Origin of the sequence: Thermogemmatispora sp. (assembly GCF_019683635.1) — a bacterium.
Taxonomy (GTDB): Bacteria; Chloroflexota; Ktedonobacteria; order Ktedonobacterales; family Ktedonobacteraceae; genus Thermogemmatispora.
The window spans coordinates 1-12,086 of sequence record NZ_JADGIA010000166.1 but is presented as its reverse complement, the minus strand read 5'-3'; the positions used below and the strand labels follow the sequence as shown (position 1 = coordinate 12,086).

10 protein-coding genes are annotated in these 12,086 nt (G+C 60.3%); 5 read left to right on the top strand and 5 right to left on the bottom strand.

Annotation, left to right across the window (positions count from 1 at the left end):
- Both IRZ31_RS16190 and IRZ31_RS16185 read left to right on the top strand, forming a co-directional pair.
- The coding region (locus tag IRZ31_RS16190; protein WP_297155484.1) for an HNH endonuclease at positions 1-489 on the top strand (489 nt) is incomplete at its 5' end.
- A gap of 278 nt (positions 490-767) precedes the next feature.
- A complete protein-coding gene (locus IRZ31_RS16185) occupies positions 768-2,294 on the top strand; it encodes a DUF3536 domain-containing protein (RefSeq protein ID WP_297155481.1) in 1,527 nt (508 codons plus the stop codon).
- 138 nt (positions 2,295-2,432) lie between these two features.
- Here the strand turns inward: IRZ31_RS16185 and IRZ31_RS16180 are convergent, their stop codons facing one another.
- Both IRZ31_RS16180 and ffh read right to left on the bottom strand, forming a co-directional pair.
- Entirely contained in the window at positions 2,433-4,139 is a 1,707-nt protein-coding gene (locus IRZ31_RS16180) for a L,D-transpeptidase (protein WP_297155479.1), read from the bottom strand.
- Between the two features lie 4 nt (positions 4,140-4,143).
- Positions 4,144-5,634: a signal recognition particle protein gene (gene ffh / locus IRZ31_RS16175; protein ID WP_363325683.1), complete on the bottom strand. Its 1,491-nt coding sequence runs from the start codon at positions 5,632-5,634 to the stop codon at positions 4,144-4,146.
- A gap of 192 nt (positions 5,635-5,826) precedes the next feature.
- Between ffh and IRZ31_RS16170 the strand changes: the two genes are divergently transcribed.
- Positions 5,827-6,609, top strand: a complete 783-nt coding sequence (locus IRZ31_RS16170; RefSeq protein WP_297155475.1) for a class I SAM-dependent methyltransferase — start codon at positions 5,827-5,829, stop codon at positions 6,607-6,609.
- Between the two features lie 16 nt (positions 6,610-6,625).
- On the opposite strand, the gene IRZ31_RS16165 is transcribed toward IRZ31_RS16170, so the two are convergent.
- The gene (locus IRZ31_RS16165) at positions 6,626-7,300 is read right to left on the bottom strand and encodes a helix-turn-helix domain-containing protein (protein ID WP_297155473.1); all 675 of its coding nucleotides are present in this window, start codon (positions 7,298-7,300) and stop codon (positions 6,626-6,628) included.
- 13 nt (positions 7,301-7,313) lie between these two features.
- Positions 7,314-8,117, bottom strand: a complete 804-nt coding sequence (locus tag IRZ31_RS16160; protein WP_297155471.1) for a sigma factor-like helix-turn-helix DNA-binding protein — start codon at positions 8,115-8,117, stop codon at positions 7,314-7,316.
- 475 nt (positions 8,118-8,592) lie between these two features.
- Here IRZ31_RS16160 and IRZ31_RS16155 point away from each other — a divergent pair, with 475 nt between their 5' ends.
- Positions 8,593-8,889 carry a hypothetical protein gene (locus tag IRZ31_RS16155; RefSeq protein WP_297155470.1) on the top strand — a complete coding sequence of 99 codons (297 nt, stop codon included), beginning with the start codon at positions 8,593-8,595 and terminating at the stop codon, positions 8,887-8,889.
- A gap of 132 nt (positions 8,890-9,021) precedes the next feature.
- Here IRZ31_RS16155 and IRZ31_RS16150 read toward each other — a convergent pair whose 3' ends face one another.
- Complete coding sequence (locus tag IRZ31_RS16150; RefSeq protein WP_297155468.1) at positions 9,022-9,816, bottom strand: hypothetical protein; 795 nt, start codon at positions 9,814-9,816, stop codon at positions 9,022-9,024.
- 627 nt (positions 9,817-10,443) lie between these two features.
- Here IRZ31_RS16150 and IRZ31_RS16145 point away from each other — a divergent pair.
- Entirely contained in the window at positions 10,444-11,847 is a 1,404-nt protein-coding gene (locus IRZ31_RS16145; protein WP_297155466.1) for a S53 family peptidase, read from the top strand.
- Positions 11,848-12,086 lie beyond the last annotated feature (239 nt).

Here is a 12,086-nt window from a genome sequence, read left to right as displayed (position 1 = left end):
GTCATCTCAGAGCGTCGTCTGGTCGTCCTGCTGTCGAAGAAAAAGGTGACTTTCCTGGACGACGAGGTTCGCAAGGCTATTGAGGAGAATATTCAGGCCCGCCGCCTCGACCACGAGCGGCCCGTGATCGTGCAATTGCTCGCCAACGTCCGTGTTCCGCGCGTCGCCCTCCAGCCCACACGCGCCAATATCTTCCTGCGCGACGAGGAAACCTGTCAGTACTGCGGCAAGCGGACCCGCGAGCTGACGCTCGACCATGTGATCCCGCGCTCGCGTGGCGGCAAGAGCACCTGGGAAAACCTGGTGACTTCCTGCAAAGCCTGCAATAGCAAGAAGGGCAATCGCCTCCTGAAAGAGGCCAATATGCGTCTGATCCGCCAGCCTCGTCCGCTAACGCAGGAGTACGCCGGCGTCTTTCTGCTGCGTTACCCGAAGCTCCGTCAGGCTTACGAGGAGTTCCTGATGAGTACGCAGTCACGCTCGGCCTGACCCGAGCAAACTACCGAGCCATTGAGCCACCGGGCTACCGGGCCACCGGCTCTGCGCTACGCTGAACACGCTAGCCAGCGACAGCTATAGGCTGGGCCAGGGTCAGCTGGGCTACGGCTGCCGCGACACATTGAGTGGAACGCGCTTCTCTCTGCGTGCGTATACCTTATATGCCACGGGTTGGCCGGGTTACGCGCCGAGAGGAGCGCCGCAGGTAGAGGACGAGGTTGGTTGCGCAGCAGCTAACTCTGTGAGCAGATGAGAAGGTTCATTTGTCTATGCTTGAACAGCAAGCGGTGAGCGAGGCTGCAACGCCCGGCGCAGCGCCTCTTTTCCTCTGTCTCCACGGGCATTTCTACCAGCCCCCGCGCGAGGACCCTTTCACTGGCGCTATTCCCGCCGAGGCCGAAGCCGCTCCCTTTGCCAATTTCAATGAGAAGATTACGGCGGAATGTTACCGCCCTAATGCCGAGGCCGGCAATTTCGAGCTGATCAGCTATGATATGGGGCCAACGCTGGCCTCCTGGCTGGCCGACCATTATCCTGGCGTCCATCAGACGATCATTGAGGCTGACCGACAGCACCGCGCACGCTACGGCAGCGGCAACGCCCTGGCTCATCCCTACCATCATGTGATCCTCCCCCTGGCCAATAGTCGCGATAAGTATACGCAGATCGTCTGGGGCCTGGAGGATTTCCGCCAGCGCTATGGTCGCGAGGCGGCGGGGATGTGGCTGCCGGAGACGGCGGTGGATATGGAGACGCTCGATCTGTTGGCGCGCTGTGGCATCACCTTTACAGTGCTGGCTCCCTGGCAGGCCGCCACTCCAGTGGATGTGACGGAGCCGTATCTGGTACGCCTGCCGGCCAATCGCAGCATGACGGTTTTCTTCTACCAGGCTCCGCTCTCAGGAGCGATCTCGTTCGACGGCAATGTGACGGTGAACGCCGACCACTTTGCTTCGGCGATCCTGCCCTCTCATCTGGTGCCGGAGAAACTGGAGCGAGGTGAGCCGCAGCTGATTGTGATCGCCACCGATGGCGAGCTGTACGGCCATCATTGGATCTGGCGCGATAAGTTCCTGACCCGCCTGGTGCGCTATAGCGCTGAGGCGGCTGGGTTCCAGCTGTCTACCCTGGAGCGCTATCTGCGCTTGCATCCACCGCGTCGTGAGGTAACGCTACGCACGCCTACGTCCTGGAGCTGCTTTCATGGTGTCGATCGCTGGGCCTGCGGCTGCGCCTGCACCGAAGGACGCAGCGACTGGAAAGGGGCCTTGCGCCAGGCCCTGAACCGTCTGGCAGCCCGCGGCGATCAACTCTTTGAGCGCTTCGCAGCGGAGGTGCTAAGCGACCCCTGGGCGGCCCGCAATGGCTACCTGGCTTTGCGCAATGGCTGGCGCTCGTCTGAAAGCTTCTGGGAGGAGTTCGCCAGGCCCGTTGGTTTTGGGGGGAGAGCCGCCCTCGCTGAGAAACGTCGGCGCGCTCTGTTGCTGCTGGAGGCCGAGTACTACTTGCTGTGCAGTTTCACCAGCTGCGCCTTTTTCTTTGAGGATCTGGACCGCATTGAGCCGCGCAATGCCCTGGCCTTCGCCCGACGGGCCATTAGCCTCTTCTGGCAGGCCCTGGGCGTTGATCTACAGCGTGATTTTCTGCGGGACCTGCGTGCAGCCCGCAGTTGGCGTCGTTCCCTAAGCGGGGCGGAGCTTTACCTGCGTCTGCCACGGGTGCGCGCCGATCTGCTGCCTCCCTTGCCCGCTCCCCAGGAGCTGGTACCCGACAGCAAAGGCGAGGATGTGGCTTGAGTCCCCCGCCGGCCACTCTCCCCAGCTGATCATTCTTCTTCCGCCCGGCCAGATCCTTCTCTTCCATAAAGCGGGCGCTGCTCTGTTTGAGGGAGCAGCGCCCTTGCTTTCTTCGCAGGAACCCTCACGGTCAGGCGATCAGTAGATCACGATCACGGTGTTCCAGTCAGTGTGGCCATAGAGCCAGGCCATCTGATCCTCCTGGACGTTCACACAGCCGTGGCTGCCGTTTCCAGCAAAGCTCTCGTCGCCTCCCCTGTCATAGTGGGGGAACTGAGTGCCAGGCCCGAAGTCGACACGCCACCAGGCATCGTGGACGAAGAACCCACCCCAGTGATAGAGAATGGCATAGTTGATGTGGGTGGGAGGATAGTAGTAGGGGGAACCTGGGGGATCACTCGACTTAAATTCCGTCGGCGATTCACGGTTCTGCGTCGGCCAGACGCCGGGCAGGGCCGGGCGCTCGACCCGGCCTGTGGTGACCAGGAAGGCGTTGACAAGCTTACCGTGATCGTAGACACGCATGGCCTGCTCGGTGAAGGAGACCATCAGTACCTGAGAGCCACGCAGGTGATAGTGATCGAGGATCTGCAGGTCGGTCTGGTGGACCTTGTTGTATGGCGTGTGATCGTTGTAGTTCTGCTCCATCATGTGGAGATTGAACAGCTCGTTCTGCTCCTCATCAACGACCCCCTGGTAGTCTTCAGTGGTATAGGTCCAGGTCAACTCACGATTGAGCCAGTAGCCAATACCATCAAGGGTATAGCCAGCATCGAGGATGTAATTGTTCCCATCAAATTTATCATGATAGAGATGAGCTTTACCCCAGCTACGAGCCTGGCGATCGATCTCATTCACCAGCCAGTAGGCCTCTCCGCGAACGAGATCGGGATACATGGCAGCCATGTCAGCGTCGATCTGGCGAGAGACCGCCAGATACTGCTCCAGGGTCGTGGCTCGCTCCATCGCAGCCTTGTCAGCATTGTAGCGCTGCTGATAGCTACTGGCATCGACACCATACTTCTTCAGATCATCGAGCTGAGCCTTAAAAGTATTCAGCTTGGCGCTGCCAACATAGGGCACGGCCTGAACAGAATTGACCACCGCTAGCTCGTACTGGGCATTGATCAGGCTCTGCAAATGCTGAAAATCCGTGGGCTTGACGGCCTGGTTGAAGGTCTGCACGTCGTCTTGATATTGGGCCTGCATGGCCGTTACATCAACGTTGGCCTTCTGGAGCTGCTTGATCGTACTCTGCAAGGCTGTCAGACGATCGTGCGTCGCCTTCATCAGATCTAAAGCCTGGGTGTTGGTCTGGGCCTCCTTACTGATAGCAGCATAATCCCGAGGATAGCGCGCAGTCGCCATGAGGTTCTGATCACGTTGATATTGCTGCGTAAAAAATTGAAGGTTGCCAAAGCCATCGACGCGGCGCGCCGTCAAAGCATCCTGAAAATTCTGCATATCCTGCTGGGCCCGCGTCTGAAATTGGTCAGTAGCCGTATTAATGACTTGTTTAGTTTGTTCTTGCAAATGTTTGTATTGATTGGTCAAATGAGTATAGTACGCTGTGACTGGCCGATCATCGAATGGAGAAAACGGAGGGGAGCCACTGCTGAGAGTCGTCTCCTGCTTTTGAATCGGTTGCAATAGCGTGGCAGGCACACCAATAGAGAGCGCATAGCGCAGCAGCTGATCGAGCTGATCTTTGCTCTGGCTGGCCTGCTGGCGGGCCTGGGAATCGCCGCCGCAGGCGCTCATGAGTAGTAAGAGCAGCATCAAACTCAGCAAGAGCAGCGCACCAGGAGCGGGCGGGCGAGCGCGGGGCAGAGGTCTGGCCGGCATGGGATTACCTCCTCTTTTTCTGCTTGGCCTTTTGCTTTTTTCGTTCCTTACGGGCAGCCTTGCCGGTTTTCTTAGGCTCACCGCTGTTCAACCGAGGCAGGCTTGGAGCGGCTGGCATACCGGGCAAGCCAGCGGCCATGCCGCCGCCATCGCTGGCGTACTGGCGCAGCAAGCGGGCCCAGGGGCCTTTGCCGCTGGCGAGCTGGCGCAGCATGGCGCGCGTCTCATTGAACTGGGCGAGGAGCTGATTGATCTCCTGCACGCTGGTGCCGCTGCCGCTTGCAATGCGCCGGCGTCGGCTGCCATTAATAATATCGGGATTGCGCCTCTCCTCGGGAGTCATCGAGAGAATGATCGCCTCGACATGCTTCAAAGGATCGCCCTCCAGGGCCTCATCCATCTCGGGCAGGGCGGCCAGCTTGTTGAAGCCAGGCAACATCTCCAGAATGGAGCGCAGCGGCCCCATGCGCTTGAGCTGACGCATCGCCTTAAGGAAGTCCTCCAGATCAAACTGCCCCTGCTGCAGGCGGGCTTGCGTCTGGAGCGCCTCTTGCTGATCAATGGCTTCCTGCGCCCGCTCGATGAGGGTCAGGACATCGCCCATTCCCAGTATACGCGAGGCCAAACGGTCGGGATAAAACGGCTCCAGAGCATCCGTCTTTTCTCCGACGCCCAGGAACTTAATAGGTACCCCTGTGACCGCCCGGATCGAGAGCGCTGCGCCACCGCGGGCATCGCCATCCATCTTGGTCAGAATCATCCCCGTCAGAGCCACAGCCTGGTTGAAGTCGCTGGCCACGCGTACCGCTTCCTGACCAGTCATGGCGTCGGCGACGAGGAGCACCTCGCGCGGCTGCACGCGCTTGCGAATGGCGATGACCTCCTGCATCATCTGCTCGTCGATGTTGAGACGCCCGGCAGTATCCAGAATAACGACAGAGGCAGCCTGCTCACGAGCGTAGTCAACAGCATGGACGCAGATGTCGACCGGGTTGGCTCCCATCGGCTCGGCGTAAACAGGAATCGAGAGCTGCTTGCCCAGCGTCTGGAGCTGGCGCACAGCCGCTGGCCGATACATGTCGGCGGCCACGAGCAGTGGACGCTGGCCCTCCTTGCGCAGATAGTTGGCCAGCTTCGCCGCTGTGGTAGTCTTGCCTGAGCCTTGCAGCCCGACCAGCATGATGACATTGGGCGGCGGGCCACCCAGGTCCAGCCGGTTCTGACTTCCTTCGCCACCCAACATGTCTATGAGTTCTTCATGCACGATCTGCAGCACTTGCTGAGCCGGCGAGAAGCTCCCCAAGACCTCGGCCCCAATGGCTTTGGCCCGCACGCGCTCGACAAACTGGCGTACAACGCGCAGGTTGACATCCGCTTCCAGCAGGGCCAGGCGCACCTCACGCATGGCCTCGTTGACGTCAGCTTCGGTCAGCTTTCCCTTGCCACTCAGCCCGCTGAAGATACCTTCAAGGCGCTTTGAGAGACTTTCAAACATAGCCATAGGAACAGGTTCCTCTCTCCACCAATCGCGTAATCAGTCGCCCTATTATACCATCTTTCCCGGCTCTGTTTGCACTCGTTGTAAGGATACTCCCTTTTCTGTACAACGCTCCGACGAAAAGCGACCATTCCTATTACTATATAATTGACGAGCATCGCTTATGGTCTCGTTAGGGAGAGGACTGGTATGCTTATGATAAAACGCTGGCAGAAGAAGACTTTTGCCAATGTTCACCCTTCTCGATGGCAACCGCAGCTGACAGTGGCACGCTGCGATTATGTGGAGGGGGCTGTGACGCGCCTTTATGGGGGAACAGCCCTGGGACAAGAGGAGATCCTGATCGTGGGCTGTGATCAAGGCCAGCTCTGCGAGGAGCTGGCGCGGCGTGGGGCCATCATCCTGGGTCTCGACGATTCGCCGCTGGTTCTGGAGCAGGCGCAGCGCCATGCGCGGGAGAGAGCCCTGGGCCACGTGATCGCCTATCTATCCGGGCGGGCTGAGGCCCTGCCCTTCGCAAGCGGTTCTTTCTCAATGGTAGTCTGTTTGCAGGCACTGGCGCAGGTCAGGGATCTGCGGGCGGCAATTGCCGAAATGGCGCGCGTGCTGGCACCAGGTGGCCTGCTGGTCTTTGAGGCCCTCAATGGCAACTGGCCGTCTCGCCTGCTGTTGAACTGGCTGGGGGAGCGCCTGCCACTGGTTCTCGGATTGGAGGGCGCTGGCCGCCCTCGGAGTCTCATTCGTCCCCGCGAGCTGGCTTTCCTGTTGACCGCCTACGGTCTACAACCAGGTGAGATAAGCAGCTTTCTCTCCCGCGGCCTCGCCAACAGCGGTCTCCTCTGGAGCCTCTTCCGCTTCACAAGGCTCCATTACCTCGGCTACGCGGTGCGCCTGCCTGCGCCGCAGCAAGGCAGCCTGCTCCGCTCAGAGCCTCGCTGGCAAGCAAGCCAGGGAAGCAAGAGGACGGGCTGAGAGCAAGGCGACGAGATCACTCCTCTAACCAGGCGCGCTTCTCCTGCTCGCTCATATCGCTGCGGGCAATGGCCTCGGCAAAGCTCTGCCTGACTGGTCTCTCCTGACGTTGTCGTCGAGCCGCCTCGCCAGTCTGCCGACGATTGAGGGCGAGAGTCGGCTGACTATTGCGCAACAACTCGGCGAACTCTTGCGGACTAACGCTAAAGAAGCTCGCCAGCCGCTCAAGCTGGCGCGTGCTGAGACTGAGCAGATCGATCAGACCCTCTTCAAACTTTTTCCAGACATCGACGCCCAGGCGCAGGCCGCGCGCCGCCTCAGTCAGGCTGAGCCGACGTCGCTGACGCAGCTCACGCAGCGTCTTAACGGAAGCAAGTGAGGTGACCGAGGCTTCGGACCGGGCCTGAGCACCGGCATCGCTGGTTTGGCTGAGGCCGAAGACGCGCGCCAGTGCGCGCTGACGAGCGCGCTCCGTCAGGGGCAGTAGCTGGATTTCTTCAGGCGAGGCGAGCGCGCCATGTTCCTGTTCCAGCGCCGTAGCGTGATAGGCTGCGATAAAGTCGATGAGAGCCTCCTGGGCCTCTGGATGCGCGCGCAAGAGAGCCATTTGAGCCTGCTTATCGCCGCGTTCCTCAGCGGCCAGCCAGGCCATCTTCAGCTGCTGGATTGTCTGGCTGTCGATGCTTGCCATGATTGACGCCTCCTCACCTTTGCTGGTTCTGCCCATGAGCGGTGGGCACGTGTTGGGCTGGTTGTCGCTGATGCTGCTGACGCATCTGTGCTGCTTCCGACTCCTCTCGCTCCCGATCGAGGCAGGCGCGCAGATAAGCCCGGGCCTTCTCATAGCGTAGACGTACTGTGCGCTCGGTCCGCTGACAAAGCTGCGCGATATCGTCCCACTTCAACCCCTGGAAGACGCGCAGCACCATAATCTTGCGATCGAGCGGGTCCGAGAGATAGGTTAGAATGCGCCTGCTCTCTTCAAGAGCGTGCAGGCGCTCATAGGCATCCTGGGGATCAGCCACGTCGGCACCGGGCGATCCTTCTTCCTCGGCGATGCCCGTCTGGAGCGATTCCATCAAAGAACGCGGGATGTGCTGCGGCTGCCCCGCTGGGCGCCCCTCGCTGTCGCGCCGGTAGTGCAGCCCCTCCTGACGCAGGACGCGCGTGAACTCATCCGCGCAGAGACAGCGCAAATAGTGGGGGAAGTTCTGAGTCATGAACACCTCCTGTGGATTGAGAGTCTCGCGCAGAAGATGCTCGAACATGTTGGCAATCGCCTCCTCGCGCAGATCAGGTCGATGACGTAAGCCCTGAGTGCGCCGCTGAAATTCTGGTGCGCAGCGCTCGACCAGCACCTCGCAGAGGAGCTGGACACGCTCGCTGTCTCCCTGTGCATCACAAGCACGGATCGCCAGCACCAGCTCGGCCTCGCTAACCAGATAGCGGCCTTCCGGGGTCCTGCGCCGTAGTTGCTCCCTGAGCGCGGGGTCCTGCAGGTTGATCATGCCTATGCTCTCCCCTTGTCTTGTTTCAGCTGATCCGGTTTCCCCAGGCATGGCAGTAAGCGCGTTTCCTTAAGAGTGACTCGCTCTTATCTCTTTCTTGCCGCGGCTGGCCGAAACGGAAAAGCCAGCCCGGCCTGCGCCTTCACTCAGCGCGAAATTGTTCCTCTGTCCCCGCCCGGAAGCATAGCAGAACGATCCTCCTTAAGCAAGCTGACAGCCTTGCTCCCTTCGCCAGCCGGGGCGGCCCACTCACTCCTAAATAGCTGAGCCAGACAGCGCGACAACACTATGGACTAGGCGCCCGCTTTGCGTTATCATCTAGCTGGATGACCTGTCTCCTCTTCCTTAATACAGGTTTGCAAGTGTAGTGAGGACTGATCTCCAGCGTAGAGAGCGCACTCCGCTCATCATATCTTTTCTACGCTGCTACGCTTTTTGAGGCCGTGAGCCAAGAGAAAGAAGGTGGTCAACAGAGATGGAGCTGGAAAAGGTAACGCCGTCACAAGTACCGATCGTCGCGCCGAAGTATCCACAGTGGCCGACGTCGCGCCCCGGGCCACAAGCCACGGAGCCGCCGCCGGGCTATCGCCCGGTTCCTGTGCGCAGCGACCAGGTCATTGAGCTGGCCTCTGGCGTCACGTGGAGTGAAACGGGGATTCGCTTCCTGGAGCAGATGGGGTTGAGGACCCAAGGACAGAACAGCCAGGAAGAGCTGCCTAAAGAGAAGGGCTGGCTCCGACTGCGCAAGTCACGCCCCGACCTTCCCCGCTGAGTGGGGGCATGTCTGGTCCGGTCTGGAGCCTGCCGGACTCAGGGCCAGGCTGGGAAGAAACGAGACTGGCGAAGTGGGGCCGAACAGACTTCGCACGCCGCAATGCGCAGGTAGCCTGCTCCCGGCGGCGTTTCAGCACCGCCAGGGCACGCTCAGCTGCCGGTTGTTCCAGGAGAAGATGAGTTTCCCCGAGGCCGGACAGGTCGCAGGGAGATAAATGATCACCTGTTGCTGTTGCCCTGGCTCGATGCTGCCACTGGCGGGGTTAAAGCGGGCGGCTACGCCCTGGGACCAGGCTTGCCAGCGCACACTGCCCGCCGGCCCGCTAGCCATGAGCGTTGCTGTACAGCGATAACCGTTATCGGGAAGGCAGTTGGCTGGGCTGAAACTCTGGGGAAAGAGGGCCAGCTCGATGGCCGCGCTATCCTGTCCACGCTGTGCCCCTGCCAGCTTGCCGCTGGCAGTCGCCGGGAGAAGTGAGGCCGGAGAGAGACCCTCACGCGCCGCCAATACCCCTAAAAGATAGACCAGGAGGCTGACGCTTACCAGCAGCAAAAGCAAAGAGGCGATGAGCGTTCCGATCCAGAGTTTCTTGAAAGAGGGACCGCCCGCCGCTGCACGAGCGGCTCTCTGGCGCGGTCCTGGCCAGGGTTGGCCCTGGCGGCCTTGGGGCCAGCGCTGGGACTGCCGAGCGGTATGGGGTGGCTCCTGTGGCAGTACTGGTAGCGTCGGCGCGCTATGGAAAGCAGCCTGCGGCCCTGCGCTGCCCTGGGCAGGGCGCTCTAACGGGAGGGTATCTTCACTGTGATCAGCCGTGGTAGCGTCGCTGGGCGCTACCACCAGCACCCCCTGCTCCTGCCGTGGAGCAGCAACGGCCTGACGCTCCTGCGTGGCCTCAGCTGCAGCGACAGTTTCAACCTCCTCCATCTCAGCAGCGTCCATCTGTGGCCGCTGTCCATGAACCTTAGCGTCTGTCGAGGCTCTCCGAGAGAGAAGCTCTTCCTCTACTCTCTCTTTCTTCTCCGTAGGTGTCTCTTCCTCTCCGGTGGCAGCGAGGTTGCGCGGCGTCAGCCCGTCCGCACCTTCCTCGCCAAGTCGCGACTCCCGAAGCGACGGTTTTTCCAGTGAGCCGGTCATAGCAGATCTCTCCTTCCTCATCTAGGTGAGGCGGCTGACCACCCGCCTGCTGCTCTTCTTTTCCTCTTCCTTTTTCAGTATACGAGCGGCCTGGCGGGAAAGTGACGCAGTCACCGTGGTGGCGGGCCTTTCACTTTGAGAGCGGCTTTACAGCAAGGGTGGAGCGCAAAGGGGGAGGCTGAGCTGCCGCTAGCGATGATTCCACGCATAAGCAAACGAGCAGGCAAAGAAGCGCTATATGTTTAGATTTCTTAAGCTAGATCTTTACCCTCTATCAACCTGTTCCTCTTTAAAAAAAGCAGGAAGACCATGTATACTATAAGCGGGTGCCATTCCTATTCCCCTCTATCTGCACCAGGCACGAGTTTTCTCTACTGTCTTAAGGCACTATGTTTTGAAAAAGGGGGTCAGACATTCATGAACGATCTAGCTCTCGTCCGTCGGCTCTCGCGTCTGCTCATCACCGCAGTAGCAGTCTGCGCCATGCTGGCGCTCAGCCTTGGCCTGGGTGGAGGAGCGAGCGCAGCGGCACTGACGGCTCGCGGCGTACATGGCTTCGCCGTAGTGCGCCCGCAGTACGAGTACGTTGGTGTTGCTCGCAGCGATACGACCTTCCGCTGCCAGACGACCACGCCGCCCAACTGCTACGGCCCCAAGCAGATTCGCGAAGCATATGAGATCACGCCGATCCTGAATAAAGGGATTACAGGAAAAGGACGCTCGATCGTTATTATTGATGCCTACCAGAGTCCCACTATCACCCACGACCTGCAGACCTTCGACTCTATCTTCGGGTTGCCCGATCCACCCTTCACCATCGTCGCACCGGACGGATTGACTCCCTTCGATCCCAACGATGCGAACCAGGTAAGCTGGGCGGGCGAGATTACGCTTGATGTGGAGTGGGCCCACGCCATCGCCCCTGACGCCCACATCGTGCTGGTGCTGGCCAAGTCCAATCAGGATACGGATATCCTCAGCGCGACCCGCTATGCGATTCGCCATAATCTGGGCGACGTGATCTCCCAGAGCTTTGGCGAGGGCGAGAGCTGCGTCGATCCAAAGCTGCTGCGCCAGGAGCACGAGCTGTTCCTGGAGGCCACGCTGAAGGGTATTACGCTCTTCGCTTCTTCAGGCGACCAGGGGGCGGCTCAGTATACCTGCGACGGCAATTCCTATTTCCTCAGCGTTAGCTCGCCAGCCAGTGACCCGCTGGTGACGGGCGTCGGAGGAACGAAGCTGATCGCCGATGGCCAGACTGGCGCCTACCAGAGTGAGACGGCCTGGAATGAGCCGCAGTACGAGGCGGCCAGCGGCGGCGGCTTCAGCACCATCTATCCGAAGCCGTTCTACCAGGTCGGCACCTCCGGGATCGGTCGCTACCGTGGCGTGCCCGATGTAGCCTACAACGCAGCGGTCGACGGCGGTGTGTTGGCCGTGTGGAGTTCCTCTGGCCTGGGTCAGGACCTGGTCTTCCGCTTTGGCGGCACGAGCGCTGGCTCGCCCCAGTGGGCTGGCATTACAGCCCTGGCCGATCAGCTGGGCCACCACCGTGTAGGCTTCCTCAATCCTGCCTTCTACTTGATCGGCCATTCGCCGCTCTACGGGCAGGCTTTCCACGACATTACGACGGGGAACAATACCTTTACGGGCACCGACGCCAACGGCAACCCGGTAACCATTAACGGCTACTCCGCCGCTAAGGGCTGGGACCCCGTGACCGGCTGGGGAACACCACGTGTGGCCCACCTCCTGCCACTGCTGGTGGCTTTCGGCTGCGGTACGTCGGGCCGCGATCTGGCGCGCGCTCGCTCTCTGTAAGACAACCTCTGGCCAACCAGCCAACTAGCCAGCCAGAGGCTTGATTGGCCGTATGTCAGGCTGGGAAGAGAAGAGGCAAAGCCGGCCCTCATCCGCGTCGCCCGACCTCTCTCTTCCCAGCCTATTTCTCCCGTAGCCTCTTCTCCCTGCCTTAGTTCCGTCTCCTATCTCCCCGCTCCCTCTATTTTTCACATCTTTATCTATATATTTCTATCTCTGTACCTTTCAAACATTTACTG

Bases quoted from the DNA above. Each gene is read 5' to 3' on its own strand.
- IRZ31_RS16185 (WP_297155481.1), top strand. From the start codon at position 768: ATGCTTGAACAGCAAGCGGTGAGCGAGGCTGCAACGCCCGGCGCAGCG.
- IRZ31_RS16180 (WP_297155479.1), bottom strand. From the start codon at position 4,139: ATGCCGGCCAGACCTCTGCCCCGCGCTCGCCCGCCCGCTCCTGGTGCG.
- ffh (WP_363325683.1), bottom strand. From the start codon at position 5,634: ATGTTTGAAAGTCTCTCAAAGCGCCTTGAAGGTATCTTCAGCGGGCTG.
- IRZ31_RS16170 (WP_297155475.1), top strand. From the start codon at position 5,827: ATGCTTATGATAAAACGCTGGCAGAAGAAGACTTTTGCCAATGTTCAC.
- IRZ31_RS16165 (WP_297155473.1), bottom strand. From the start codon at position 7,300: ATGGCAAGCATCGACAGCCAGACAATCCAGCAGCTGAAGATGGCCTGG.
- IRZ31_RS16160 (WP_297155471.1), bottom strand. From the start codon at position 8,117: ATGATCAACCTGCAGGACCCCGCGCTCAGGGAGCAACTACGGCGCAGG.
- IRZ31_RS16155 (WP_297155470.1), top strand. From the start codon at position 8,593: ATGGAGCTGGAAAAGGTAACGCCGTCACAAGTACCGATCGTCGCGCCG.
- IRZ31_RS16150 (WP_297155468.1), bottom strand. From the start codon at position 9,816: ATGGAGGAGGTTGAAACTGTCGCTGCAGCTGAGGCCACGCAGGAGCGT.
- IRZ31_RS16145 (WP_297155466.1), top strand. From the start codon at position 10,444: ATGAACGATCTAGCTCTCGTCCGTCGGCTCTCGCGTCTGCTCATCACC.